Here is a 26721-nt window from a genome sequence, read left to right on the forward strand (position 1 = left end):
CAATTCGCCTGCTGTAATCAATGCAGACCCCAACCGGAGAAATCCCATGACCACCTCATTACGCGCCGCCACGGTGCAATTTCAGCATCGCGCCAATGACAAGAATTACAACCTGTCGACCATGGAACGCTTTATCGCGGAAGCGGCCGAACAACAGATACAACTGTTGGCCTTCCCGGAAATGTGCGTTACCGGCTATTGGCACGTGCGCCATCTGTCCGACGCCGAAGTGCGGGCGCTGGCGGAGCCGATCGTGAGCAGCCCTTCGCTGGCGCGCATTCGCCCGCTGGCTGAGCGTTACAACATGGCGATTGGCGTCGGGCTGATCGAGCTGGGCGATGACGGCCGATGTTACAACGCCTATGCCGTTTGTCTGCCGGACGGCGAACTGCATGTGCACCGCAAACTGCACGCCTTCGAGCACCCGGCTATCGCCAGCGGCGACCGCTATACGGTGTTCGATACCCCCTGGGGCGTACGCGTGGGCGTCTTGATCTGCTGGGACAATAATCTGGTGGAGAATGTGCGCGCAACGGCGCTGCTGGGCGCGGAGGTGCTGATCGCCCCGCACCAGACCGGCGGCACCCATTCGCGCAGCCCGCACGGCATGAAGCCGATCCCGCAGGCGCTGTGGCAGCGGCGCGCGGAAGATCCGCAGGCGATAGAAGCCGCCTTTCGCGGCGAACACGGCCGCGGCTGGCTGATGCGCTGGCTGCCGTCGCGCGCTCACGACAACGGGCTGTTCTTGCTGTTCAGCAACGGCGTGGGCCGAGATGACGATGAAATACGCACCGGCAACGCGATGATCCTCGATCCTTACGGCCGGATCGTGGCGGAGACCTGGGCGGCGGAAGACCGGATGGTCAGCGCCGAGCTCGATCTGACGCTGATCCCGCTCAGCACCGGTCGCCGCTGGATCTACGGGCGGCGCCCCGAGCTGTACGGGTTGTTGACCGAGCCGCAAGGCTATGAGCGCGATGCCCGCAGCGCGCGCTTTTCGACGCAGCCGACGGGGCGCGGCGGTGAATGACAGATAAAAAAAATCCGCCCGGAGGCGGATTTTTTATGGGTGCGGCAAACAAGGCCGCAGGTTCATGCCCGCAGGCACGAACACACTTAGAAGCGGTAGCCTACGCCAACGTTCCAGGTGCCAACGTCAACGCTGCGAATGCGGTTCTGCTCGTAACCGACATCCAGGGCAACGTTCTCGATTGGGTTGAACTGCAGACCGGCGCCGTAGGTGAAGCCGTAGTCAGCGGTGTCGTGACGAGAAGTGCCGTTCTGAGCGTTGGTAGTGAATTTACCGTAACCCAGGCCAACCAGACCGTAGATGCTCGCCCAGTCATTGATGCGGTATGCTGGACCGGCAGAGATAGAGTTGTACTGAGCTTTGTTATAGAAACCGTCCTGAGAACCGTCCTTTTCCAGGTGGGTAAAGGAACCGATTACGCCCAGTGGGTTGTTGTCGAACTCGTAACGGTATTTCAGGTTGAAACCGTCGGCTTTGTTAGCAACGCCTTGGAAATCACCCTGCGCATAGCCAGCGGATACGGTGCTCTGACCAGCGAATGCGGTACCTGCGCTAACTGCTAATACGCAAGCTGCTACTGCGGAAAGACATGCAATTTTTTTCATAACCACCTCAAACGCGTTTTATTATTAAGTACATCCATTTGTTCATGCTTTGAAAATATAACAAAAATTAGCGTGAAACTCTGCCTTGAAATGAGTGTCTAATGCTTTATATCGTGTAACAGAAGATTTCAAGAACAGTGTATCTTCTTCTTTTCGCTCTATTTTCGGCCGTATTCTACGACTTTCTGTGACAAAAATCACCTATTTAATATCCAGATAATTCTTAAGAAAAAGCGCATTTTTTGACCAAATCCGCCACATCTCATCCGAGGATCGGCGGATTTCACCGCGATGCGCGCTTTTCTCAGACAGATTTTCGTCATTTCATTTACACTGCTCGCATCCCTGTTTTGACCGTTTTCTCAAGGCTGAAGAACGGCGCATAAAAGGCCCATTAAGGATGTCGTTATCTACTGCCGGCAGAGCGCCCTCCGCGCTGCTGCCCATTTGTCTGTTAATCATCGCCATGGTGTCGATCCAGAGCGGCGCTTCGTTGGCCAAAAGCCTGTTCCCGATCGTGGGCGCGGAAGGCATCACGACGCTGCGTCTTTTCATCGGCACCCTGATTCTGTTCATCATCTTCCGCCCGTGGCGCATGCGCATCGCCGCCGGCAGCCGCTTGCCGCTGTTGATTTACGGCCTGTCGCTCGGCGCGATGAACTACCTGTTCTACCTGTCGTTGCGCACCGTGCCGCTCGGCATCGCCGTGGCGCTGGAGTTTACCGGCCCGCTGGCGGTGGCCATGTTCTCGTCGCGGCGGCCGATTGACTTCCTTTGGGTGGCGTTGGCGATCGCCGGGCTGTGGTTCCTGCTGCCGCTTGGTCACGACGTAGGCGGAATCGACCCGTTGGGTGCCGCCTGCGCACTCGGCGCCGGCGCCTGCTGGGCGGTGTATATCATCTTCGGCCAGAAGGCCGGCGGCGATCACGGCCCCGGCACGGTGGCGCTCGGCTCGCTGATCGCCGCGTTGGTGTTCTGCCCGATCGGCGCCTGGCAAACCGGCAGCGTGCTGTTCAACGTTGAGATTCTGCCGATAGCGCTGGCGGTGGCGATCCTCTCCACCGCGCTGCCTTATTCGCTGGAGATCATCGCGCTGCCCAAAATTCCGGCGCGCACCTTCGGCACCTTGATGAGCCTGGAACCGGCGATGGCGGCGTTATCCGGCATGCTGTTCCTCGGCGAACACCTGAGCGGCGTGCAATGGCTGGCGCTGGCGGCGATCATCGCCGCCTCCATGGGCTCCGCCCTCACCATTCGCCCCAAACCTCGCCTCGAAAGCCTTTCCTGATGACCCGACTCGCCTGCAGACCGCAACGTCGGAATGCAGGCGGGTTAACTGTTTTCCTCGTGACAAGTCGGCATACTTCCCCTTAGCCTGTATCGCAGGCTCTTTGGACTTTCGCTCACATGGAGAATAACAGTGATTCACAACAGCCTGTTCAACCCACGCTTCGGCCGCGGACTCGCGCCGGCGCTGGTTTCAACCCTGACCGAATTGCGCCGATGCGACCTGCCAGAACTGGCGCTGGGGCATCACCCGATCGACGGCGACAACATCTTTATGGACGTGATGACGCTGACCACCGCGCCGGCGGCGGAAAAGCGCGCCGAAATGCATCAGGAATACATCGCGCTGCATCTGCTGATCAGCGGTGAAGAGCGCATCGAATACGGCCTGGCGGGCAATGGGCATCGCGAACAACCCCACACGGAGAATAGCGATCTGCTGCTGCTGGACATCAAACGCCACCCGCAAACGCTGCACATGACGCACGGCATGTTCGCCCTCTTTTTCCAGATGGAACCGCACAAGACCGGCTGCGTGTGGCAGCGGCCGCAGCACATCAAGAAAGCGGTGGTGAGGATCCATCACCGTCTGCTGCTGTGAACCTGCAGCAGCGCCCGTAGAAAATCGGCGGCCTGGCGGGGTGAACGCAGGCGCACGAAACGGCGCCCGGCGTCGGGACGAGCCATCTCCGCCAGGTATTTTCGCCGGTTCTTCGAGTAAGTGCGGATCGTCCAAAGCACGATCGACTCGCGGCTGAAGAAAGAACGGCGGAAGCTTTCCCGATTGCCGGTGCCCGGCCACAGCTCGCTTTTGCCGGCCGCGCGTCGGCACGCGCGGCGCACGGCCTGCCACAACGTGCGGCCGAAACCATAGTCCAGCCACAGAATATAATCGACCTCGCGCCACTTGACCGGCTGCGTGCGGCTGTAATTGCCGTCCAGCACCCAGCCATCCCCCGCTTCGGCCAGCGTCTGTTCAAGCCGCGCCAGGAACTCATCATCGGGCGTTCCCTGCCATTCAGGCCGCCAATACAGCCTGTCCATCTCGATATAGGGCACGCCAAGCCGTTCCGCCAGTTGACGCGCCAGGGTGCTTTTACCGCTGCCGCTGGTGCCGACGACGTTAATTTTCATTATTCGCCCTATAAAGAGAGAGGATAATTACCCTACTGTAGCGGCATCAATTACCGCTATCAATATGAATGGATGAGAAATTAACACCACGATAACAAAGCGGATATTTAGCCGAAACCCGCAGGCGAAAAAATAAAATAACCAAGGTAAATTTTCACAGCCATAAATAACAAATCAGTAAATGACAAATAATTATATTTTTCATGCTATTGCATTAAATAAAAATTCAACCAGACCCATTATCCGTAGGCTAACCCTATTTGTACAATAGCCATTTTCGTCCGGCAAAAATAAACAGCCCTGCTATAATTGATCCCGTAACGAAATAGGACAACGACTAATCAAGAGGATATCTGATATGAGTACCGCTAAACTGGTGAAAACGAAATCTTCTGATCTGCTGTATACCCGTAACGATCTGGACGAAAAAATCAAACTGGCCGCCATCAAGGCGCTGAACCACCAGGTCGTGCAATTCATCGATCTTTCGTTGATCACCAAACAGGCGCACTGGAACATGCGTGGCGCGAACTTTATCGCGGTTCATGAAATGCTGGACGGCTTCCGCACCGCCATCATCGAGCACCAGGACACCTTCGCCGAGCGCGTGGTGCAGCTGGGCGGCGTGGCGCTGGGCACCGTACAGGTGGTGAACGATCGCACGCCGCTGAAAAGCTATCCGACCAATATCCACAGCGTGCAAGAACACCTGAAAGCGCTGGCCGATCGCTATGGCGCGGTAGCGAACGACATCCGTAAAGCCATTACCGAAGTGGAAGACGAAGACACCGCCGATATGTTCACCGCCGCCTCGCGCGATCTGGACAAGTTCCTGTGGTTCATCGAATCCAACATCGAATAACGCCGCAACGCGTTGCAGACCGCCCGTCGTGCCGGGCAGAACAGGCTGGGCTTCGCCCGGCCTGTTTTCTTTTGTGCGGCCGTTGAATTGTGCAAAAAACGGCCCATATTAAACGGTAGGTTTCCCTTGTCAGGAGGTGATGATGGCCAGCGGCTGGGCGGCGGACGGCGCCGTACAAGATCAAATTGATTCCACCGTCGACGATGCGGTGCAGCGCGCGCGTGATGCGCTCGGGCATGGCGAGAGCGAACGCTATTGCCAGGAATGCGGAGAACCGATCCCCGAGGCGCGCCGCCAGGCGCTGAAGGGGGTGCGTTTTTGCGTCGCCTGCCAGGCCGAACAAGACAAAAAACACGCGGCCACCAGCCTGTACAACCGGCGCGGCAGCAAAGACAGCCAGTTGCGCTAGCATTATCATCTGCTCCCCTTTTTCCCCTCTCGCAGTCACGCTTGCACCGTCAGTGCATCATGAAAGTTAGAGTTAGTTATCAATATTGAAGCAAAAACGTTAAAGAACGGTTGTTTCACAGCCAAAATTTGGTTAATGATAGCCTCGTGCACCAAGATAATTCTTACGCACCATTTCGGTGCCTCATTGTGGTGCACAACCATAACTATTCGCCGTCACGGCACAACATCACACAGTAACTCTTTGTTTTTATAGTAGTTGAAAACATGGCACGATTTTTTCATGGCACCAACTGCAATATAAAAAATGGGTAATCCGCAACCTGTACAGGAATTCCTCTCATGAAGTCGATTTTTAAAGTCTCCCTGGCCGCACTCTCCCTGGCCTTTGCCGTAAGTTCCCACGCAGCAGACAAACTGGTGGTCGCCACCGACACCGCTTTCGTTCCTTTTGAGTTCAAGCAAGGCGACAAATATGTCGGCTTCGACATCGACCTGTGGGCCGCCGTCGCCAAAGAACTGAAGCTGGACTACACCCTGAAACCGATGGACTTCGGCGGCATCATTCCGGCGCTGCAGACCAAAAACGTCGATCTGGCGCTGGCCGGCATAACCATCACCGATGAGCGCAAGAAAGCCATCGACTTCTCGGACGGTTACTACAAGAGCGGCCTGCTGGTCATGGTCAATGCCGACAACAACAGCGTGAAAGGCATCGACGATCTGAATGGTAAAGTGGTGGCGGTGAAGAGCGGCACCGGCTCGGTGGATTACGCCAAGCAGCACATCAAAACCAAGGATCTGCGTCAGTTCCCGAACATTGACAACGCTTATATGGAACTGGGCACCAAGCGCGCCGACGCGGTGCTGCACGACACGCCAAACATCTTATACTTCATCAAGACGGCCGGCGCCGGCAAGTTCAAAACCGTCGGCGATTCGCTGGAAGCGCAGCAGTATGGCATCGCCTTCCCTAAAGGCAGCGATGCGCTGCGCGAGAAGGTGAACGGCGCGCTGAAAACCCTGCGCGAGAACGGCACCTATAACGAAATCTACAAGAAGTGGTTCGGCACCGAACCTAAGTAAGCGGTGAACTTGGCACGCTATTAACTTAAGCACAGGGGGTCGCTTAACCCCCTGCGCTTCGTTGTATCTGATACCCACGTTTGGGATCACCGGGAGAAATATCATGCAGTTCGACTGGAGCGCCATCTGGCCCGCCATTCCTATCTTGTTAGAGGGCGCCAAAATGACCCTGTTGATTTCGGTCCTCGGTCTGATTGGCGGCCTGATCATCGGCCTCGTCGCCGGCTTTGCCCGCACCTACGGCGGATGGATCGCCAACCACATCGCGTTGGTGTTTATCGAAGTGATCCGCGGCACGCCGATCGTGGTGCAGGTGATGTTCATCTACTTCGCCCTGCCGATGGCGTTCACCGATTTGCGCATCGATCCGTTCACCGCGGCGGTGGTGACCATCATGATCAACTCCGGCGCCTACATCGCGGAAATCACCCGCGGCGCGGTGCTGTCTATCCATAACGGTTTCCGCGAAGCCGGGCTGGCGCTCGGCCTGTCGCGCCGCGAAACCATCCGCTACGTCATTATGCCGCTGGCGCTGCGCCGCATGCTGCCGCCGCTGGGCAACCAGTGGATCATCAGCATCAAAGATACCTCGCTGTTCATCGTGATCGGCGTGGCGGAGCTGACCCGTCAGGGTCAGGAAATTATTGCCGGTAACTTCCGCGCGCTGGAAATCTGGAGCGCCGTGGCGGTTATCTACCTGATTATTACTCTGGTGCTGAGCTTCGTGCTGCGTCGTCTGGAAAGAAGGATGAAAATCCTGTGATTGAATTTAAAAACGTCTCCAAGCATTTTGGCCAAACCCAGGTGCTGCACAACATCGATTTGAAGATCGACAAAGGCGAAGTGGTGGTGATCATCGGGCCGTCCGGCTCCGGCAAATCCACCCTGCTGCGCTGCATCAACAAGCTGGAAGAGGTGACCAGCGGCGATCTGATCGTCGATGGCCTGAAAGCCAACGATCCGAAAGTGGACGATCGGTTGATCCGCCAGGAAGCCGGTATGGTATTCCAGCAGTTCTACCTGTTCCCGCACCTGACGGCGCTGGAAAACGTCGCCTTCGGCCCGATCCGCGTGCGCGGCGCGAAGAAGTCCGATGCGGAAAAGCTGGCGCGCGAGCTGCTGGCCAAGGTCGGTCTGGCGGAACGTGCCCACCACTATCCGTCCGAACTGTCGGGTGGCCAGCAGCAGCGCGTGGCCATTGCGCGCGCGCTGGCGGTGAAGCCGAAAATGATGCTGTTCGACGAGCCGACCTCCGCGCTCGATCCGGAGCTGCGCCACGAAGTGCTTAAGGTGATGCAAGATCTGGCCGAGGAAGGCATGACGATGGTCATCGTTACCCATGAAGTCGGCTTTGCCGAAAAAGTGGCGTCGCGCCTGATCTTTATCGATAAGGGCCGGATTGCCGAAGACGGCAACCCGCACGATCTGATCAACCATCCGCCAAGCCCGCGTCTGCAGGAGTTCCTGCAGCACGTGTCCTGATCCTGGCGGTTTAACGGCGGGCGCACCACGCGCCCGCCGCTTTCATTCCGCACGCTCTCCCACGCCCCGTCGCGCCACCTTTCCTACTATATTGATTGTTTTTCATCGTATTGCTTTTACATCCGCCGATCACAGAACGCCAAAGAGAGGAACCATGCCGCCAAACGCAGACTCCCGACGAGGTTCTCATCTGCGAGAACACCTGCTTTTCCTGCTGCTGCTGTTGACCCTGAACGTCTTCGCACCACCGGCGCTGGCGCAAAATGCGCCGCCCGCGCCCGCCGACAAGAGCGAGCAGCAGAAAGCCGCCTACGCCGCGCTGGCTGAGCTGCTGCAAGACGACAAAGCGCGCGCGGAACTCATTAACCACCTGAAACAGACCGCCGGCGACGCCCCCGCCGCCGCGCCGGCAACGCCGGAGGCATCGACGCCCGCTACGCTGAGCGACAGCCTGAACTCGCTGGCGCAGGAAGGCATCGGCACCTTTAACCAGAAGCTCGGCGCGCTGCAAAAGCTGATCGATTCCGGCCCGAAGCGCGTTTTCAATCCCGCCGGCTTTTTCCGCGCGCTGGGCTACTTTCTGCTGACGGTGGCGGTCACCTTTGCGCTGTTCCACCTGATCCGGCGGCTGATCGCGCCGCTGTACAAGCGCATGGGCAGTTGGGGGCACAACGCCAGGCTGCAGCGCGGCCCGTGGTATAAGCGCCCCGCCGCCATTCTCGGCGCTTTCGCCATCGATCTGCTAGTGCTGCTGCTGGCGCTGGCGGCAGGCAACCTGTTTGCCCGCCACGTCCACGCCGACAGCGCCACCATCCTGCGGCTGCAGACCCTGTTTCTCAGCGCCTTCGCGGTGATTGAATTTTTCAAGGCGGTGCTGCGGCTGATTTTCGCCCCCCGCTTCGACTATCTGCGCCCATTCCCCTTCAGCGATCGGAGCGCGCGCTATTGGAACACCCGCCTCGCCTGGCTCAGCGGCCTGATCGGCTATGGCCTGATGGTGGTGGTGCCGGTGGTGGCGGTCCAGATCAGCTATTCGGCCGCCGCCGCCGTCAACCTGGTGGTGATGCTGGCGCTGACGCTGTACGCCATTTGGCTGATCCTGCACAACCGCAAACCGATACAGCAACAGATCAACCTGCTGGCCGAACGGTCGATGGCGTTTTTCAGCGTGATCCTGCGCGGGCTGGGGCATGTCTGGCATCTGTTGGCGATCGCCTATTTTCTGGTGTTGTTCGTGCTGTCCCAGTTCGACATCGGCAACAGCCTGCGCTTTATGATGAGCGCCACGGTAAAAAGCCTGCTGGTGGTCGGTGTCGGCGCTCTGCTGTCCGGCATGCTGACCCGCTGGATTTTCCGTCGCATTTCGCTGCCGACCGACGTCAATCTGCGCTATCCGATGCTTGAACGGCGCATCAACTCCTACATCCCCAACGGGTTGAAGATACTGCGGGTAATGGTGGTGCTGGCAGTGACCCTGTTTCTGCTCGATGCCTGGCATCTGATCAACCTGTATCAATGGGCGGGCAGCGAAAATGGCCAGCGGACGCTCGGCGGGCTGGTGCATATTCTGCTGATCCTGTTGATCGCCGTGTTCAGCTGGACGCTGATGGCCAGCATCATCGAGCACCGCCTGGCGCTGGAGCTGAGCAACGGCGTGCGGCCGAGCGCGCGCGAACGCACGCTGCTGACGCTGTTTCGCAACGTGTTGGCTATCGTTATCAGCACCATCACCGTGATGATCGTGCTGTCGCAGGTCGGGCTGAACATCGCGCCGCTGCTGGCGGGCGCCGGCGCGCTGGGGCTGGCCATCAGCTTCGGTGCCCAGACGCTGGTGAAAGACGTGATCACCGGCGTGTTCATCCAGTTTGAAAACGGCATGAACACTGGCGAATACGTGACCGTCAGCGGCATTACCGGCACCGTGGAGCGCATGACCATCCGCTCGATCGGCCTGCGCGACGACTACGGCGTCTATCACATCGTGCCGTACTCTTCGATCACCACGCTGGCCAACTATGCGCGTGAGTTCGGGGTATACCGCGCCAATTACACCGTCAGCCGCGACGAGGACATCGATCGGGTCAATGAGGTGCTGCATCAGGCCATCGAGGCGCTGAAGCAGGATGAACAGGTGAAGCATTTCCTGATTGGCGAGCCGGTCTTCAACGGCGTGGTGGCGCTGGGCGATCGCTCGTTCACCACCCGCGTGACGGTGCGCACGCAGGCGCTGAAACAGTGGGTGGTGCAATACGCCCTCGACCGGCTGGTGAAAATCCATTTCGATCGGGCCGGCATCGGCATGCCGCAGCAGGCGATGCAGATTTCCCGCGCGCCGCAGTCGCATGACGAGCAGGCGCCGCCCGCGGCGATCTGAGGTTAGCGCCCGCGCCCGCAGGGCTGAGCGGCCAGGAAGGCCGCCACGTCCTGCCGGTAGGCATCGTATTGCACCGAGCGCGGGGCAAACAGGCCCACCACGTTGATCAGCCACGGATGGCGCGCGTACAGCGGCTTGACCATCACATGATCGGCCTCGTCGATGCGCGTCACCGTCAGCAGCGAGGCCGGGATCGTTTGCCGATACACGCGCTCGGTTTCGTCCGCGTCCACGTTGACGTCGCGCCCACCCAGGATCAGGTGTACCGGCGTGACGAAATACCGCAATCCCGCCGTCGCGTCGCTGGCCATGTTGGCGCGAATAAAGCGCCAGCGGTCGGCGCTCAATGCAGCGGCGGCGCCAAACTCACGGCGGTACTGTTCGTAGCCGTCCGGCTGTTCGAGCAGCGTTTGGATGTGGCGCCAGTGCGCCTCGCGCGCGGCGATCGACGCTTCATCGTCCCCTGCCGCCGCCATCGCCGCCCGGGTGTTGTAGCGCCCCTGCCGCAGCCAGTTGATCGCCGGCGCCACCGCCAGCGTAAACGCGATGTCGGGGCGCAAACGCGCCACCTCCGGCATCACCCACCCCGCCTGGCTGGTGCCCCACAGCCCCACGCAGCGCGCATCGAAGCGCCCGTCCTGCCGGGCCCAGTCGATGATATCGGCGGTTTCCCGCGCGCGATCCGCCATGGTCTGATGCAGCCAGTTGCCGCCGGAGCCGCCCACGCCCGGCTTATCGAAGGCTAAAACCGCATAGCCCTGCTGCGCCATCGTCTCCCAAATGCCGTAATAGCCTTCGTCGCGGCTGGCGTTGGCCGGCCCATCGCCGTGCACGAACACCACCACGCCGGGCTTCACCGGCGCATGCTCCGGCAGCACCAGCGTGCCGGTCAGCCGATTGCCGCCGGCGGTCACCACCACCGGTTCGGTGACAAAGCGAAAGTCGTTGACGTAAATCACCCAGCCGAGCGCCGGCAGGAGCAGCGCCACGATGAACAGCCCTATTCTGCGCACGTCGCCTCCCCGCTGCGTTTCTCCATCAACACCCAGTCGGCCTGGCCGAACAGCAAGCCCAGCGAGGCGTAATGTTCTTCGCGCCGCACCTGAAAACCGCAGCGCTGATACAGACGCTGCGCATCGACGTTGCGCCGGCTGACGTGCAGGCTCAGGCGCCGGCCTGCGCCTTGTTCGGCGGCGTAGTCATTCATCCACTGCAGCAGTCGCCTGCCCACCCCTTTGCCGCGCTGACTCTCGGCCACCGCCAGGTAGGAAAGATACAGCTCATCGGCCGCCGGGGTGTGCTGCAACACCGCAATTTGCAGATACATGCGCCAAACGTTCAGCCAGCCATAGCGGCGACACAGCCGCCAAATCGGCAAGGCGCGCGGACGCAGCCCGGCGCGGTTCTCGCCATCGATGGCATTCAGGGCAAAGGCCGCCACCACCTGTTCATCCTGTTTCACCACGAAGCTGCGCTCCCGGCTGCCGCTTTGCTTCCAACTCCACAGCCGATAGAACAGACGCCACTGAAGGCGGGCGCTCAGATGGCGCGCGCGCTGGAATTTGTCGCAGAACGCGGCGTAGATCAACGCCGCCGTTTGCAGACGGTCAGCGTCGCGATAAGGCTCAATGTGCAACATATCAACCTCGACTAGAGTTGGCGGTAGAGCAGTTGCTCCAACAGCCGCACCGGCGTGATCGCCTCCGGCGAAGGCGACGCGAAGATAGCCTGCCGCCAGGCCTGGCTTTCGATCACGTCCAGCACCAGCTGCGCGAGCGGCAAGGGCGCTATCGCCGGCGCGATCTCGCCGATTTGCTGAGCCTCGGCGATCGTCGTCGCCAGCGCCTCAATCAACTGCCGCTGGTTGGCGCTGAACGGCTCGGCCAATGCCGGGTTGCGCGCCACTTCAGCCACAATTTCCGCCGACAGTTGCACATTGTCCGGTTCGGCGACAAAAGCGTGATAGGCGGTGAAAAAAGCCGACAGCGCCTGTTTCGGCCGCTTTTTCTCGGCCAGCAATGCGGCGGCGAACTCGGCGAATACGCCGTTTTCCAGCAGCGCGATCTCGCCGATCAGCGCCTCCTTGCCGGAAAAATGGTTATAGAGGTTGCCCACGCTGACGCCCGCCGCCTGGGCGATATCCCGCATGCTGGTCTGGTGAAATCCCTTATGGGTAAAGCTGTGCAGCGCAGCGTCGACAATCTTTTCTCGGTTTCCCATCGGCAGCTCCCGAAACGGTGAAGGGGGGCGCCTGGCGCCATCGAATAAATATGAACGAACGTTCGTTCATATTTAAGAATAGCATAGGCCGGTAAAATTGAACCGCGGCTCAACGGCGCAGAGATCGGTGGGAAGAGACAAACGCCGCCCCGCTTTCAGGGGCGGTGCCCGGCAAACTCAGTGCAGCGCGTCGCCCTGCTTCACCGACGTAAACGCCTGCATCAGTTTCACGACGTCATGCATGCCGATGTTGACCTGGTTGATCACTTCTCCGGCGTCATGGGTCAATGCCACACCGCCGCCGGCCTGTTCCACGCAGGTCGCCATACCGGCGATCGCCGCCGCCACGCCTTGCTGGATAGACTTGGTCATGCGTTCGATCTCGGTCGCCGCCTTGCGCGACTGTTCCGCCAGCGTGCGCACCTCGTTGGCCACCACCGCAAAACCGCGCCCGTGCTCACCGGCATGGGCGGCTTCAATGGAGGCGTTAATCGCCAGCAGATTGGTTTGCGAGGCAATTTTACGAATGGCTTCGACGATGGTGCCGATCTGCTGAGAGCACTTGCCAAGCTCGGTGACCACGTCCGACGTTTCGCGCGCCGCCGCTTCGACCTGCTGCATGCCCTTCACCGCCTGCTGCACGATGACCGCGCCCTGCGCCGCCTGCCGGTCGGTATCGAGCGACAGATGATGCGCGTTGCGCACCATCTCTTCTTCGTGCTGCTGCTGTTGCATCAACCGGGTGATGTCCTGGGCGATCTTCACCACTTTCACCACCTGGCCGTCGTTGTCGAGGATCGGGTTATAGCTGGCCTCCAGCCAGACCCGTTCGCCGCGCCGGTTGACGCGCTCAAAACGCCCGGTGATGAACTCGCCGCGCGCCAGGCGCTGCCAGTGCCGCCGATAGTCGTCGGAAGCGGCGAACGCCGGCGGGCACAGCACCGCATGCGACTGCCCGCACGCCTCATCCAGCCGATAGCCCATCAGCGCCAGCATATTGTCGTTGGCGCTGACAATGTCGCCCTGCGGCGTGAAAGAAATCATCGCCATCGAGCGATTCAGCGCCGCCAGCAGGCTGCGGTGTTCCTGCGCCTGGGTCACTCGCTCGGTCACTTCGCTGGCGATCTTGACGATTTCCACCACCTTACCCTGTTTATTCAGCACCGGCGCATAGGTGCCCTGCAGCCACACCGCCTCGCCGTTTTTCGCGATGCGCTTTATCGTGTCCGTGATGGGTTGCCCTTTATTCAGCGTCTCCCAATGTTCGCGATATAACGGGCTGGCGACATAATTAGGATCGCAGAAAATACGGTGATGCCGGCCTATCACGTCATCGCGTTGAAATCCGAGCGTGCTGAGAAAGAGATCGTTGGCGCGCAATACCGTGCCGTCGGGCGAGAATACAATCATGGGAACGGCGTGTTCTATCGCGCTCAGTTCGGCGCCTTTGTGGGTAGTTAACTGACTGAATCGTAACAGCATAGGGTGTAGTCCTTGTGGCAGATGATGGCGCTTTTCTTATTTTGTCTGGCCACATGCCGCGCCCACACGCAGACGTGCCATCGCGGAAGGCGCGGGCAGCGCCGCGCCTTCTGGTTATTGCTCTTAACCGGATTAAATTTATTTATTCAGTAAAGTAATTATTCGAATTTAAATAAACCAACAACCTAAGATTTTTATTATGAATAACTGTATTGAGAATAACGTAAGTGATGAAAATTGAAAGGTAAAATGCGGATTTTTGTCGGCGCCGGCAGGATAACCGGCGCCGGGAAGATTAACGCCAGCGTTCGGCCGCCCAGGCGGCCTGTTGCTCGGCGTCATGGAAGGTCCAGGCGACGAAGCGGCTGATCTTCTGCCCTTGCGCCATCTCGACGGTGCGCACCTCGGCCGCCCCCGCCACTTTCAGCGCATGGTAGATGGCCGGCAACGTGGTATTTTTCGAGATGAGCGAGGTGAACCACAGGCAGTTGTTGGCCTTGCTGACACTCTCTTCCACCATCTTGCGCACAAAGGCTTCTTCGCCGCCTTCGCACCACAGCTCGTTGTTCTTGCCGCCGAAGTTTTGCACCGGCTTGTCGGCCACTTCCCCTTTGCCCAGTTTATGCAGCTTGCGGCGGGTGCTGGCGCGCGCTTCCTGCTCGGACGCGTGGAACGGCGGGTTGCACAAGGTGGCGTCGAATTTCTCGGCCGCGCCGATGATGCCGCTAAAAATCAGCTCAGGCTGTTTTTGCAGCCGCAGACGCACGCTGTTGCGCAGCGTCGGGTTCATCTCGACGATCATTTTGGCTGCGTTGAGCGACACCGGATCGATTTCGGAGCCGGTGAAACGCCAGCCGTATTCGCGCAGGCCGACGATCGGGTAAATGCAGTTGGCGCCGACGCCGACGTCGAGGATCGCCACGCCCTTGCCGCGCGGGATCTCGCCGCCGTTGCTGGTCGCCAGCAGATCCGCCAGGTGGTGCAGATAGTCGGCGCGGCCGGGGATCGGCGGGCACAGGTAATCAGCCGGAATATCCCAGTGTTCGATGCCGTAAAAGTGTTGCAGCAACGCACGGTTGAGCATTTTCACCGCCGCCGGATCGGCGAAGTCCACCGAGACATCGCCCCAGGCGTTCGGTTTTACGAACGGCGCCAACGCCGGGCAGCTGGCGATCAGCGCCGGGAAGTCGTAGCGCGAACGATGACGGTTGCGCGGATGCAGGCCGCTTTTCTGCTGCGGGAAGGTTTTCTTTTTTTCCACCGTGACGGGCTCTCTTGAAGGTATTTCCGGCGCGTAAGATAACACATCCGGCCCGGAATGGCGCAGCGGCGGGAAACCCGGCACAATGAAAGCTTCATCGATTGCCACAGGGGCCCCCATGAGCCGTGAATCTCGTTATTATTATGAACCCGCCGCCGGCCACGGCCTGCCGCACGATCCGCTGAACGCCATCGTCGGCCCGCGCCCCATCGGCTGGATCTCTTCCCGCAGCACCGCCGGCTTGCGTAATCTGGCGCCCTACAGCTTTTTCAACTGCTTCAACTACCGCCCGCCAATCATCGGTTTCGCCAGCACCGGCTGGAAAGACAGCGTGGCGAATATCGTGGAAACCGGCGAGTTCGTCTGGAACCTGGCGACGCGCCCGTTGGCGGAAGCGATGAACAACAGTTCCATCAACCTGCCGCGCGGTGAGGACGAATTCGCCTTCGCCGGCGTCACGCCGCTGCCCGGGCGCCGGGTCAAAGCCGAGCGCGTGGCCGAAAGCCCGGTGAACTTCGAATGCCGCCTGACCCAATGCATTCAGCTGCAAACCGCCGCAGGGGAACAGGTGGAGACCTGGCTAGTGTTGGGCGAAGTGGTGGCGGTGCATCTCGATCCGGCGCTGCTGGATGAACACGGCGTTTACCAGACCGCCGCCGCCGAACCGATCCTGCGCGCCGGCGGCCCGAGCGCCTACTACGGCATTTCGGAACAGCACCGGTTCGACCTGACGCGCCCGACGCGCTGATCGTCTCCCCCCGTTTATCTCGGATGTAAACGGGGGATTAACAATCAAAAAATCTGAACAAAACTATCAACACTCTCCGATTTCATCCCGCCTGTCACTGCGCAATAATCTTCCCATCGAAAGGCAACACCCTTTCTCCCTAATTCACTTTGACAGGAATGACCAACATGAAAACCATCAAAACTTTTGCTGCCGCTATCGCCCTAGCTACCGTTTCTTTCACCACTTTCGCCGCTGAACACGTCAGCGCGCAGGATGCCGCCCAATTCGAAAAAGCCGGCGTGATCGTCGCCAGCGGCGCGACCGACCTGAGCAGCTTGAAATCCCAGTTGGCCGCCAAAGCCGATGCGGCGGGCGCCAAGGCTTTCACCATCACCTCCACCAGCGGCAATAACCTGATGCACGCCACCGCGGTTATCTACAAATAATCGCCGCCCCAGACGTCAAAAAGCCCGCCGGCTATCACCCCGGCGGGCTTTTTTTATGTTCGCGTGCGTCAGCGCTGAATGGGTACGACAGCGAGTTTTTTGCCGTCCGCTTTGTCCGCACCCCACGCGTAAACGAGCCGGAAAATTCTGTCACCAACAGGCAGAACCCCTGTATTCAGTGGGGTTTGCACACACATTTTTTTACCTGCCCATAGCTGGACTAACGGGAGAGGATGATTATCATGTTACGCAGACTACAGATGCAGAGAGCGTTGTATGCAACATATCATTGAAGGTTTCCTCAGTTTCCAGAAAGAGATTTTCCCGCAGCGCAAGGAACTGTTCCGCAGCCTTGCCTCCAGCCAAAATCCCAAAGCGCTGTTTATCTCATGCTCTGACAGCCGTTTAGTGCCCGAGCTGGTCACACAGCAAGAACCTGGGCAGCTTTTCGTTATCCGTAACGCCGGCAACATCGTCCCTTCCTTCGGCCCGGAGCCGGGCGGCGTCTCTGCCACCATCGAGTATGCAGTGGTGGCGTTGGGAGTTACCGATATCGTGATTTGTGGCCACTCGAACTGCGGCGCCATGAAGGCTATCGCGTCCTGCCAGTGCCTCGACCCCATGCCTGCGGTAGCTCACTGGCTGCACTATGCCGATGCGGCAAAAGCGGTGGTCGAGAAGAAAACGTGGCATAGCGAAACAGACAAAGTTAACGCTATGGTGGAAGAGAACGTTATAGCTCAGCTAAATAATATCAAAACCCACCCTTCTGTGGCGGTGGGTCTGCGCAACAGCGGGCTGCGCCTGCACGGCTGGGTGTACGACATCGAAAGCGGCGAAATTCGCACGCTGGATAGAAACACCAAGAGCTTCGTGTCTTTGGCGGATAATCCCGACGTCTATTTCGAATAAAATAGCGCCCGGTTTAGCCATTAAATAAAATCCACGCCGCGGCGTGGATTTTATTATCCGCCTTAAGCCAGGCGCGCCTCTATCGCCGCAGCGAAGTCGCGGCACATCCGTTCGTCACCCTCGGCGTTGTCCGCCAATACCGTCTCGCCATCCACCACCCGGATGTGCGCCTGCAAATCGAAATCTGCCGGCGGCTGCGGACGCTTGGCCGCGGCGGCCATCGTCTGCTGCGCCTCGTGCCACGCCTGCGCCACCGTCTGGTTGCAGGCCTGCGCCAGATAGTCAGGATTAAACCCTTCGCCGGTCAGGCTGCGCAGCGTATCGTCATGGCTGACGCTGTTGCCCGGCAGCCAGTAGTGTTGCGCCAGATCCGGGCCGATGGCCGGGTTGTCCGTCAGGTAACCGTCGCGCTGCAGGAAGAAGTGACGGGTTTGCTCCACCGCCATCATCGCCAGCAGATAGCCCTGGTAGGAACAAGCGGACTCCAGCGACAGCAGGTGCGGGATCGCCAACGTCGGGCGCGGGCTGCCGCTGATGCCGAGGATCTTTTGCTCGATCTCACGCGCCAGCGCGGTGATGGCTTCCGGCGTGCGCTGCTCGTCATCCCACTGATACAACGCCCACTCGAAGTACGGCACCAGCAGGATATGGCGTTCGTTGAACGCGCGCATCGGCTGGCGCGCCGCGATGCCGGCCTCAATCAGCGCATCGGGCACCGCTTCGCCGGCGGCGTTTTTCGCATAGCGCTTCAACCAGTCGGCATCGTCCAGCAGGCTGTCGCAGAACATCGACTGGGTTTCGGCATAGGCCATCGAGGTCGGCGGGAACTCCTGCGAGAAGCACGGCGCGTTCTGGCGGATGTTGGCGAAGTGCGCCGCATGGCCGCCCTCGTGGAACAGAGTGTTGAGCCCGTAAGCGCCACTGCCCACCTGCCCCGGCTGCGCCAGGCTGGTGAAGTTGATGCGCGCCGGCACCCATTCCCCCTGGCGCACAAACGGCGGCACCGGGCCGTGCATGAAGCCGTTCTCAAACTTGCCTTTGCGCACCAGCAGATCGAGATTCATCTCGGCGCCGCCAAAACCGATGTGCAGGCGTTTGAAGCTGTCGACCCAGCGTTCCAGCGAACGAGAAAACGGGAAGTAAGGATCCAGTTGACGGGTAACGTCGCCGGCGCTGGCGAAGCGTACGTTCCACGGCTCCAGCGCCTGGTCGCCCTTGTCGGCCGCCAACTGCCGCAGACTGCGCGCGTTGGCCGTGCGGGTTTCCCGCTCGAAGCGATCCAGAATGGCGAACAGCTGCTCCGGCGTCATGCGCTCGGTTTTGTTCACCTTGTAATCGAAGTAGTTGCGATAGCCCATCTGGCGCGCAAAGCGGTTGCGCAGGCCGATCAGCTCCGGCAGGCCGTTATGCAGCAGCCATTGCTCCAGATCGCGCAGCGCCTGCTGCGAGCTGCGGCGAGAGTCTTCGTTCGGGTTGGTCGCCTGGTTGGTCAGCAGCTCGCCGAGCGAGGCCGCCACCGGCCGCCCGTCGGCGTTCAGGTGCGTAACCTGATAGCCCTTGCGGCGCGAGTAGAGATCGGACTCGGCGTGGATGATTTGCTCCAACAGCGCCTGCGCCTGCGAGTCTTCAATGGCGTTGCAGTCGAAGAAACGCAGCCAACCTTGCAGACCATGGATCAGCGCATCGCGCTGCGCCTCCTGCGGCAACACTTCCAGCCCGGCAAGCAGGCTGCGGATCTCGGCCAGCCGGCGCGGTTCGGCGAGGAAGCGCTTATAGGCGCTTTCCGCGGCGGAAAAGCGCGCCGAGACGTCTTCATCGCCGGTGCCCATGTAGTTTTGCCAGAACAGCTCTTCTTTGGCGCGGTGAACGTCGAGGTAATCCTGGTTCAATTGATTGAAGTAATCGAGAGCCTGTTGCATAACCGTCCTTCTCAGCCGATGAGGAAATATCCCAGTATAGTCGCGCTTAGGCCTGACGCAGGCGCTGCAGCCCCTGCTCCAGCGTCTCGCTCTCGCCGGCGGCCACCAGGCAACAGGCGACCTGCCGCTGGATGGCCTGCGGTATCGCCACCTCGCCCGCCAGACAGCGTTCAGTCCAGCGTGCGGTGGTTGCCGCGTCTTTCGCCGCCGGCAATGCCGGCGTTTCATCCGGCAAGGTACGCTCCAGCAGCACCTGCTGTTCGCCGCCGACGATGTGGTGAATCTGCGGACAGCGCAGCGGGTTGGCATAGGCCTCGCCTTCCGTGCCGTGCATCAGCAACCCGCGGGCGCCAATCTGGCGGAAAAACGACGCCACCCGGCCAACATACTCCGGATGTGAGACGCTGGCGAGACGCAACGCATCCTGCTCGCCAAACGGCGTCGCCAGCTTGGCCAGCGTATGAGCGCTGTTGCGCACCCCCATGCGCCAACGCAATCCGAGCTGCCGCGCCAACGGTGCCGACAGCGTGGAAACCGGCATGAATACCGCCTCGCCGTTATCGAGACGCCGCTGGGCGTGAGCAGCCTGTTCCGACCACGGCAGCCCAAGCGCGCGGAAAATCTCGGCGCTGGTCACGCGGGTGCTGTCGTCCAGCACACCGTGCACCACCACCGGCAGGCCCACTTTCGCCAGCAGCAGCGCCAGCAGCGGCGTCAGGTTGGCCTGCTTGCGCGCGCCGTTGTAGCTCGGCAGCACTACCGGCAGCGGGCGCCCTTGCGGCGCCTGCAGCGACAATACCTGCTGCTGCATCGCCTGATAGAACCCCAGCATCTCCTCTTCGGCTTCGCCCTTGATGCGCAGCGCGATCAGAATGCCGCCCAGCTCAAGTTCGGGGACCTCCCCGGCCAGCATCGCCTGATACAGCTGAAAAGCGGTCTGTTGATCCAGGTCGCGCGCATGGTTTTTGCCGCGGCCTATTTCTTTGATAATTTTGGTGTAATCCATCCGAAGGTTCCCCTGGCTGCCCTTCAGTTAGCATACCCTATCCGCGCCGCCGCTCAACCTCCGCCGCCAGCCGCAGCTGCGCGTCATCGCCCTCGCGCAGCCCGGCGATGACCCCGCCGGCGTCGTCGGCGCTGCGGTTTTGGCTCATCTTCCATTTGCCTTCGCGCCGGGTGACGGCGATCTCGATGCCGACGATGCCTTTAAGCTGCGCGGCGATGTAGTTGGCCGGCGCATCGTCGAGTCGCCAGGGTTCAGGACGCCGCCCTTCCTGCTGCGCGGTCAGATCGATCAGTTGGCGGCGCAGCCAGGCCGGATCGTCCGTCACCGTCGGCACGCCATACAGCTGCACGACGCTGTAGTTCCAGGTCGGCACCACCTTGCCGCTCTGGCGCTTGCTCGGGTACCAGCCGGGCGACACATAGCCCTCCACGCCCTGAAAGATCACCAGACATTCGGCCACCTGTTGCAACCGCCGCCAGTGTTCGTTGGCGCGCGACAGGTGCCCCCGCAGCCGGAGCTGCCCTTGCTCGACATCGGCCACAAACGGCAGCGGATCGGCCGTCAATCCCTGTTCGCCGTGGCTGACCAGCAGCCCGAGCGGATGGGCGCGCACCAGCGCCAGTTGGGTATCGAGATCGTCTTCGCGAAATGCGGCGGGTTGAAACATCAGTGGGCTCCTTATCGCTCTCTCATGATGACGACAGTAAAGCACCCGCCGGCGGCCTACTTAAGATCCGCTTTCTGGCTATTTCGAGTGATCCGGTTTAACAACAGCAGGGCCACGCCCATCGCCAACAGATTAAATACCATGGCACCGGCAAAGGCCTGGGCATAGCGCTCCGCCGTGCCGCCGCTCGCCAACAGCGGCACAAAACCGACGCCGCTGACCACGATGCCCAACGCGCCTCCCACCTGCTGCACGGTGGCGACCAGACCCGCCGCCATCCCCGCCTGCCGCTCCTGCGCCAAACCCAGCACCAGATTCAGCAGCGGCGTCATGCTCAGCGCCTGACCGAACCCCAGCACCACCAACCCCGGCAGCAGCCGCAGCGGATGCGTCAGCGCCTCACCCCACAGCACCTGCGCCATCAATAGCGCCAACCCGGCGGCGTAAATCGCCACGCCCACGCTCAGCACACCGTTGCCCCAGCGCTGCGCCAGCCGGGGCGCCAGCATCGAGGCCAACATAAAGGCCGCGCTGGCCGGGGCGAACAGGCTGCCCGCCTGAAAAGGCGTCAGCCCCGCCCCCGCCTGCAGCAGCAGCGCGAAACACAAGAAAAACGAGGAGGCGGTGGCATAAATCGCCAGCACCACCGCCATACCCGGCGCGAAACCCGCCTGGCGGAACAGCGCCGGATCGAGCACCGCATCGTCACCGCGCTGCGCCAGACGGCGCTCCCAACGCAGGAAGCCCCACAACGTCAGCATCGCCAACGCCAACATAGGCGCTATCCACCACGGACAGCCGCGCGCCGGCCCCTCCAGCAGCGGCAGCAGCAACAGCGACAGGCCGGTCGCCGCCAGCCACAGACCAACGCCGTCCAGCCGCTGCGCCTGCGCCACCCGTGATTCGGGAATGCGCCGCGCCGCCCACAGCGCCAGTGCGCCGATCGGCAAATTGATCAAAAAGATCATGCGCCAACCGCTGCCGAACAGGTTGGCCTCGATGATAAATCCGCCGAGGATCTGGCCGAATATCGCCGCCAACCCCAACGTCATGCCCAGCCAGGCGAAGGCGCGCCGCCGCTGTTGCGGCGCGTACAGCACCCGCATCAAGGCGTAAATTTGCGGGAACAACAGCGCCGCCGTCGCCCCCTGCAGAATACGCGCGGCGATCAGCAGGCTGAGCGATCCCGCCAGCCCGCACAGCAGGGAGCTCAACGTGAATCCCAGCATGCCGAGGCTGAACAGACGCCGACGCCCGAAGCGATCGCCCAGACGCCCACCGGCGATCAACAGCACCCCAAACGCCAGCTCGTAACCGGCGACGATCAAACCGACCCCGGCGAAATCGGCGGCGAACTGCCGCTGGATCACCGGCGCCGCCACGTTGACCACGAACAGATCGAACACCGTGACAAAACCGCCCAACAGCAGCACCGGCAGGCCGGGCAGCCCTCGCCGCTCACGAGATAATGAATGTTCCATACCACCTCCAGAGATTATGATGGCCGCAGTATGGAACAAGGTTTAAACTGTTACTATATAGCCACTTATACTATTACTGACAGCAACAGGACGGCCGACATGCCCCCACGCACCCTCGAACGCACCCGCCACGAACTGGGAGATTTTCTGCGGCAAAAGCGAGAACAACTGTCACCAGAGGCGGTCGGCTTGCCGAGCGGCAGCCGCCGCCGCACGCCGGGCTTGCGGCGCGAGGAGGTGGCGGCGCTGGCCGGCGTCGGCCTCACCTGGTACACCTGGCTGGAGCAAGGCAGGGAAATCAATGCATCGGTGACGTTTTTGGAAAATCTGGCGCGGGTGCTGCAGCTCGACGCCGCTGGCCGCTACCACCTGTTCTTATTGGCGCATCAGCGCCCGCCGGTGCCGGTTGGGCATCAGTGGTGCCAGGTTTCGCCGTTGGTGCGGCGTCTGCTGGACGATTTAGCGCTGCGGCCGGCCTACGTCATGAACCTGAGTTGGGACATCATCGCCTGGAATCCGGCGGCGCAGCGGCTGTTCGCCATCGGCGAGCGCCCGGCGCAAGAGCGCAACATGTTGTGGATGCTGTTTGCCGATCCGCAGCTCAATGAGCGCCTGCTGGAGTGGCAGGCGCAGGCGCCGCAAATCCTGGCCAGCTTCCGCCGCGACTACGCCCGCGCGCCGGAGGATGAGGTGATGCGCCAACGGGTGCAGGCGCTGGAGCGGGTGTCGCCGCCGTTCCGCCGGCTCTGGCGGCAGCATGACATTCACGGACGCTGTCAGGGGCGGCGCAGCTTCGTCGTCCCGGAGATCGGCCCGGTCACCTTTGACCACGCCTCTTTCATCGTCGACGAAGAGAACCATCTGCGGCTGGTGATGTACAGCGCGCTGCCGAACGAACCGGCCAGCGCGGCGTTTGAAGCGCTGCTGCGCGAGGATTAACGACGGCTGTCGAAAATGAGTTTGCAGGCCAGCCCGGCGAATACGCCGCTCAGCAGGTAGTTCGGCCAGCGGGCGCTGAAACGGCGGCCGGCGAAACGGCTTTTCATGCCGCTGACCGCCAGGATCACCCCGCCGTTAATCAGCAAGCCGACCAGATTCAGCACCGTCGCCAGCGCCAGCATCTGCACCACCACCGAGCCGGCGCGCGGATCGATAAACTGCGGGAACAGCGCCAGCACGAACAGCGCCATTTTCGGGTTGAGGATGTTGGTCAGCAGCCCCTGACGGAAAATGCGCGCCGTCGGCACCGCCTGCAACCCGGCAGAAGCCTGCAGACTGCTGCCTGATCGCAGCGTTTTCCACGCCAAATAGAGCAGATAGGCCGCGCCCAACATTCTCACCGCGTCGTAAGCCAGCGGCACCGCGACGAACAGTTGCGACAACCCCAGCGCCGCCGCCAGCGCATGGCAGTAAGTGCCGAGCTGAATGCCCGCCAGCGAAGCGAAACCGGCCCGCCGCCCCTGGCTGACGCTGCGCGAAGCGATCAGCAGCATATCCGGGCCGGGAGTCAGCGCCAGCGCCACGCAGGCGCCGGAAAACAACAACAGCGTTGCGGCATCAATCATGAATCACCTGATAAGAAGACGGACGGGGATGGAGCGTCCATCATAGCGACGCCGACGTGGCTTGTCAGCGCCGCTCACATCAGATCACCCACAAATCGAGATACTCGTTGACCGGCATCTGCGCCAGCCGCTGCCGATCCAGCGACACCTCGAGAATGCGCTGCTGCTGCAGGGCCGGGAACTGGCGCGCCAGGTTGATTTTGAACTTCTCGATCAGCAGCGGGATGCCCTCTTCGCGCCGCCGCGCATGGCCGATAGGATACTCCACCGCCACCTCATCCAAACGGCTGCCGTCGGCGAACTCCACCGTCAGCGCATTGGCGATCGAGCGTTTTTCCGGATCGTGATAATCGCGCGTGAAGGCGGGATCTTCATGGCAGCGGATCTTGCTACGCAATGCGTCGATGCGCGGATCTTCGGCCACCCGGTCCTCGTAATCCGCCGCCGTCAGCCGGCCGAACAGCAGCGGGATCGCCACCATATACTGAATGCAGTGATCGCGATCCGCCGGGTTATCCAGCGGCCCCTGCTTGTCGATAATGCGCAGGCAGGCCTCATGAGTGCGGATGCTCACTGCGGCGATGTCGGCGGCGGTTTTTCCGGCGGCCTGCATCTGACGATGCAGCGTCATGGCCGCCTCCACGGCGGTCTGGGCATGGAACTCCGCCGGGAACGAAATTTTAAACAGCACGTTCTCCATCACATACGCGCCGTACGGCCGCTGGAAGCGGAAAGGTTTGCCGTTGAACGAGACGTCGTAGAATCCCCAGGTCGGCGCCGTGAGCGCCGAGGGATAGCCCATCTCACCGGTGGCGGCCATCAGCGCCAGCCTCACCGCGCGGGCGGTCGCATCCCCCGCCGCCCAGGATTTGCGGGTGCCGGCGTTAGGCGCGTGGCGGTAGGTGCGCAGCGACTGCCCGTCCACCCACGCCAGCGACACCGCGTTCAGGATCGCCTCGCGGCTCAGGCCGAGCAGCTGCGCCACCACCGCGGTGGACGCCACCTTCACCAGCAGCACGTGATCCAACCCTACCCGGTTGAAGGCGTTTTCCAGCGCCAGGCAGCCCTGGATCTCATGCGCCTTGATCATGGCGATCAGCACCTGCCGCATGGTTAGCGGCGCTTTGCCCGCCGCCACCGCCTGGCGAGAGAGCCAATCGGCCACCGCCAGGATCCCGCCCAGGTTGTCCGACGGGTGGCCCCACTCCGCCGCCAGCCAGGTGTCGTTAAAGTCGAGCCAGCGGATCATGGCGCCGATATTGAACGCCGCCTGCACCGGATCCAGCTGGAAACGGGTGCCGGGCACCCGGCTGCCGTTCAGCACCTCGGCGCCCGGCACCACCGGCCCCATCAGTTTCTTGCAGGCCGGGTAGCTCAGCGCCTCCAGCCCGCAGCCGAGGGTATCGAGCAGGCAATAATGGGCGGTGCGGTACGCCGCCGGGGTATCGACGGCCTCTTTCATCACATAATCGACGATATCGACCATTTCGCGATCGAACGGCGGACGGCCGGTGTTGGCAGACTCAAGCATCATGATTCCCAAAGGCTCCAGAGTGAAAACGACACGATAACGATCGGCGCTCAGCGCTGATCCAGCGGTACGAAGGCTCGCGCTTCCGGCCCGGTATAGTTGGCGGACGGGCGAATGATTTTGTTGTCCTGCCGTTGCTCGATGATGTGCGCCGACCAGCCGCTCACCCGTGCCATGACGAACAGCGGCGTGAACATTTCGGTGGGCACCCCCAGCTGGTGGTAAGACACCGCCGAGAACCAGTCGAGGTTGGGGAACATGTTTTTGGTGTCGCGCATCACGCTTTCCAGCCGGTCAGCGATGTCATACAGCTTCATCGCGCCCGCTTCCTGCGACAGGCGCAGCGCGATCTCTTTGATCACCTGATGGCGCGGATCGGAGACGGTATACACCGGGTGCCCAAAGCCGATCACCACCTCTTTGTTGTCGATGCGGCGGCGAATGTCGGCTTCCGCTTCGTCCGGCGTTTCATAGCGTTGCTGGATCTCCAGCGACACCTCGTTGGCGCCGCCGTGCTTCGGCCCGCGCAGCGCGCCAATGGCGCCGACGATCGCCGAATAGACATCGGATCCGGTGCCGGCGATCACCCGGCCGGCGAAGGTCGAGGCGTTGAATTCATGCTCGGCGTACAGGATCAATGACGCGTGCATCGCCTGCTCCCAGCTGGCGGAAGGCGCTGCGCCGTGCAGCAGGTGCAGGAAGTGGCCGCCGATGGAATCGTCGTCGGTCTCCGGCTGAATGCGCTCGCCGTTGTGGCTGTAGTGATACCAGTAGAGCAGCATCGATCCCAACGACGCCAGCAGGCGGTCGGCGATGTCGCGCGCGCCGGCCGCGCCGTGCTGCTCTTTTTCCGGCAGCGTGCAGCCGAGGGCCGAAACGCCGGTGCGCATCACGTCCATCGGGTGAGATGCCGCCGGCAGCGCCTCCAGCACCGTGCGCACGCTGGCGGGTAGGCCGCGCAGCGCCTTGAGCCGCTGCTTGTAGGCATGAAGTTCGTCGCGGTTGGGCAACTTGCCGTGGATAAGCAGATGGGCGACCTCTTCAAACTCGCAGTGGCGCGCGAGGTCGAGAATGTCGTAACCGCGGTAGTGCAGATCGTTGCCGCTGCGCCCTACGGAACACAGCGCGGTATTCCCGGCGGGCACGCCGGATAACGCCACGGATTTTTTCGGCTTAACGCCAGTCGGGCTTTGCGGGGGGATCGCTTGGCTCATACTGTCCTCATTTGGCTTC

27 protein-coding genes are annotated in these 26721 nt (G+C 61.3%); 13 read left to right on the forward strand and 14 right to left on the reverse strand.

Translation table 11 applies throughout. From position 1 onward, the window contains the following. Window positions 1–46 precede the first annotated feature (46 nt). Window positions 47–1030, forward strand: coding sequence for a nitrilase family protein (locus tag J9788_RS11125; RefSeq protein ID WP_094144128.1), 984 nt, complete (start codon window positions 47–49; stop codon window positions 1028–1030). An 86-nt stretch (window positions 1031–1116) separates the two neighbouring features. Here J9788_RS11125 and ompX read toward each other — a convergent pair whose 3' ends face one another. Then, on the reverse strand, window positions 1117–1635 hold the full coding sequence (ompX, locus tag J9788_RS11130) for an outer membrane protein OmpX (protein WP_019454480.1): 519 nt from the start codon (window positions 1633–1635) through the stop codon (window positions 1117–1119). Window positions 1636–2035: 400 nt separating this feature from the next. On the opposite strand from ompX, the gene rhtA reads away from it, so the two are divergent. Both rhtA and nanQ read left to right on the forward strand, forming a co-directional pair. Then, window positions 2036–2923 carry a threonine/homoserine exporter RhtA gene (rhtA, locus tag J9788_RS11135; RefSeq protein ID WP_046896937.1) on the forward strand — a complete coding sequence of 296 codons (888 nt, stop codon included), beginning with the start codon at window positions 2036–2038 and terminating at the stop codon, window positions 2921–2923. 132 nt (window positions 2924–3055) lie between these two features. Continuing rightward, window positions 3056–3523 (forward strand): N-acetylneuraminate anomerase, encoded by a 468-nt coding sequence (gene nanQ, locus J9788_RS11140; RefSeq protein WP_033633753.1) that lies wholly within the window; start codon window positions 3056–3058, stop codon window positions 3521–3523. On the opposite strand, the gene J9788_RS11145 is transcribed toward nanQ, so the two are convergent. Beyond that, window positions 3505–4056 carry a shikimate kinase gene (locus J9788_RS11145; protein WP_033633754.1) on the reverse strand — a complete coding sequence of 184 codons (552 nt, stop codon included), beginning with the start codon at window positions 4054–4056 and terminating at the stop codon, window positions 3505–3507. The genes nanQ and J9788_RS11145 overlap by 19 nt on opposite strands. Before the next feature lie 358 nt (window positions 4057–4414). On the opposite strand from J9788_RS11145, the gene dps reads away from it, so the two are divergent. The 6 genes from dps (at window position 4415) to ybiO (ending at window position 10268) form a co-directional block, all read left to right on the forward strand. Then, window positions 4415–4918 (forward strand): DNA starvation/stationary phase protection protein Dps, encoded by a 504-nt coding sequence (dps, locus tag J9788_RS11150; protein WP_016928514.1) that lies wholly within the window; start codon window positions 4415–4417, stop codon window positions 4916–4918. Between the two features lie 142 nt (window positions 4919–5060). Then, window positions 5061–5327 carry a DksA/TraR family C4-type zinc finger protein gene (locus tag J9788_RS11155; protein WP_033633755.1) on the forward strand — a complete coding sequence of 89 codons (267 nt, stop codon included), beginning with the start codon at window positions 5061–5063 and terminating at the stop codon, window positions 5325–5327. 341 nt (window positions 5328–5668) lie between these two features. After that, entirely contained in the window at window positions 5669–6412 is a 744-nt protein-coding gene (glnH, locus tag J9788_RS11160) for a glutamine ABC transporter substrate-binding protein GlnH (protein WP_016928516.1), read from the forward strand. A 103-nt stretch (window positions 6413–6515) separates the two neighbouring features. Beyond that, window positions 6516–7175: a glutamine ABC transporter permease GlnP gene (gene glnP / locus J9788_RS11165; protein ID WP_182264881.1), complete on the forward strand. Its 660-nt coding sequence runs from the start codon at window positions 6516–6518 to the stop codon at window positions 7173–7175. Continuing rightward, window positions 7172–7894: a glutamine ABC transporter ATP-binding protein GlnQ gene (gene glnQ, locus J9788_RS11170; protein ID WP_004939230.1), complete on the forward strand. Its 723-nt coding sequence runs from the start codon at window positions 7172–7174 to the stop codon at window positions 7892–7894. Before glnP ends, glnQ begins: the two co-directional genes overlap by 4 nt. Window positions 7895–8048: 154 nt before the next feature. Beyond that, window positions 8049–10268: a mechanosensitive channel protein gene (gene ybiO / locus J9788_RS11175; RefSeq protein ID WP_182264882.1), complete on the forward strand. Its 2220-nt coding sequence runs from the start codon at window positions 8049–8051 to the stop codon at window positions 10266–10268. 2 nt (window positions 10269–10270) lie between these two features. Here ybiO and J9788_RS11180 read toward each other — a convergent pair whose 3' ends face one another. The 5 genes from J9788_RS11180 to rlmF form a co-directional block, all read right to left on the reverse strand. Continuing rightward, entirely contained in the window at window positions 10271–11281 is a 1011-nt protein-coding gene (locus J9788_RS11180; protein ID WP_182264883.1) for a S9 family peptidase, read from the reverse strand. Then, window positions 11269–11907, reverse strand: a complete 639-nt coding sequence (locus J9788_RS11185; RefSeq protein WP_033633759.1) for an N-acetyltransferase — start codon at window positions 11905–11907, stop codon at window positions 11269–11271. Before J9788_RS11185 ends, J9788_RS11180 begins: the two co-directional genes overlap by 13 nt. A gap of 11 nt (window positions 11908–11918) precedes the next feature. Then, window positions 11919–12488, reverse strand: a complete 570-nt coding sequence (locus J9788_RS11190; RefSeq protein WP_033633760.1) for a TetR/AcrR family transcriptional regulator — start codon at window positions 12486–12488, stop codon at window positions 11919–11921. Between the two features lie 177 nt (window positions 12489–12665). Continuing rightward, window positions 12666–13970 carry a PAS domain-containing methyl-accepting chemotaxis protein gene (locus J9788_RS11195; protein WP_033633761.1) on the reverse strand — a complete coding sequence of 435 codons (1305 nt, stop codon included), beginning with the start codon at window positions 13968–13970 and terminating at the stop codon, window positions 12666–12668. Window positions 13971–14265: 295 nt separating this feature from the next. Continuing rightward, complete coding sequence (gene rlmF, locus J9788_RS11200) at window positions 14266–15231, reverse strand: 23S rRNA (adenine(1618)-N(6))-methyltransferase RlmF (protein ID WP_167333741.1); 966 nt, start codon at window positions 15229–15231, stop codon at window positions 14266–14268. A gap of 118 nt (window positions 15232–15349) precedes the next feature. Between rlmF and J9788_RS11205 the strand changes: the two genes are divergently transcribed. From J9788_RS11205 to J9788_RS11215, 3 genes are all read left to right on the forward strand, one after another. Then, window positions 15350–15979: a flavin reductase family protein gene (locus tag J9788_RS11205; RefSeq protein ID WP_033633763.1), complete on the forward strand. Its 630-nt coding sequence runs from the start codon at window positions 15350–15352 to the stop codon at window positions 15977–15979. A 167-nt stretch (window positions 15980–16146) separates the two neighbouring features. After that, window positions 16147–16407 (forward strand): YdgH/BhsA/McbA-like domain containing protein, encoded by a 261-nt coding sequence (locus J9788_RS11210; RefSeq protein ID WP_015377148.1) that lies wholly within the window; start codon window positions 16147–16149, stop codon window positions 16405–16407. A 276-nt stretch (window positions 16408–16683) separates the two neighbouring features. Then, the gene (locus tag J9788_RS11215) at window positions 16684–17319 is read left to right on the forward strand and encodes a carbonic anhydrase (RefSeq protein WP_033633764.1); all 636 of its coding nucleotides are present in this window, start codon (window positions 16684–16686) and stop codon (window positions 17317–17319) included. Window positions 17320–17381: 62 nt separating this feature from the next. Here the strand turns inward: J9788_RS11215 and J9788_RS11220 are convergent, their stop codons facing one another. Genes J9788_RS11220 through J9788_RS11235 form a run of 4 tightly spaced genes read right to left on the reverse strand, consistent with a single transcriptional unit; the run spans window position 17382 to window position 22392 of the window. After that, a complete protein-coding gene (locus J9788_RS11220; protein WP_182264884.1) occupies window positions 17382–19238 on the reverse strand; it encodes a M3 family metallopeptidase in 1857 nt (618 codons plus the stop codon). A gap of 46 nt (window positions 19239–19284) precedes the next feature. Then, the gene (gene ybiB / locus J9788_RS11225; RefSeq protein ID WP_182264885.1) at window positions 19285–20244 is read right to left on the reverse strand and encodes a DNA-binding protein YbiB; all 960 of its coding nucleotides are present in this window, start codon (window positions 20242–20244) and stop codon (window positions 19285–19287) included. Between the two features lie 37 nt (window positions 20245–20281). Next, window positions 20282–20911 carry an FMN-binding negative transcriptional regulator gene (locus tag J9788_RS11230; RefSeq protein WP_182264886.1) on the reverse strand — a complete coding sequence of 210 codons (630 nt, stop codon included), beginning with the start codon at window positions 20909–20911 and terminating at the stop codon, window positions 20282–20284. Between the two features lie 56 nt (window positions 20912–20967). Continuing rightward, window positions 20968–22392, reverse strand: coding sequence for an MFS transporter (locus tag J9788_RS11235; RefSeq protein ID WP_182264887.1), 1425 nt, complete (start codon window positions 22390–22392; stop codon window positions 20968–20970). A gap of 99 nt (window positions 22393–22491) precedes the next feature. Between J9788_RS11235 and J9788_RS11240 the strand changes: the two genes are divergently transcribed. Next, on the forward strand, window positions 22492–23331 hold the full coding sequence (locus tag J9788_RS11240) for a helix-turn-helix transcriptional regulator (protein WP_046896928.1): 840 nt from the start codon (window positions 22492–22494) through the stop codon (window positions 23329–23331). On the opposite strand, the gene J9788_RS11245 is transcribed toward J9788_RS11240, so the two are convergent. The 3 genes from J9788_RS11245 to prpC all read right to left on the reverse strand — a co-directional run bounded on the left by J9788_RS11245 (window position 23328) and on the right by prpC (window position 26702). After that, window positions 23328–23957, reverse strand: coding sequence for a LysE family translocator (locus J9788_RS11245; protein ID WP_046896927.1), 630 nt, complete (start codon window positions 23955–23957; stop codon window positions 23328–23330). The two genes, J9788_RS11240 and J9788_RS11245, sit on opposite strands and share 4 nt — an antisense overlap. Window positions 23958–24036: 79 nt before the next feature. Beyond that, window positions 24037–25488: a bifunctional 2-methylcitrate dehydratase/aconitate hydratase gene (locus tag J9788_RS11250; protein ID WP_182265124.1), complete on the reverse strand. Its 1452-nt coding sequence runs from the start codon at window positions 25486–25488 to the stop codon at window positions 24037–24039. Between the two features lie 50 nt (window positions 25489–25538). After that, window positions 25539–26702, reverse strand: a complete 1164-nt coding sequence (prpC, locus tag J9788_RS11255; protein ID WP_015377141.1) for a 2-methylcitrate synthase — start codon at window positions 26700–26702, stop codon at window positions 25539–25541. Between the last annotated feature and the right edge of the window lie 19 nt (window positions 26703–26721).

This window comes from Serratia sp. X10 (assembly GCF_017811775.1).
Taxonomy (GTDB): domain Bacteria; phylum Pseudomonadota; class Gammaproteobacteria; order Enterobacterales; family Enterobacteriaceae; genus Serratia; species Serratia ureilytica.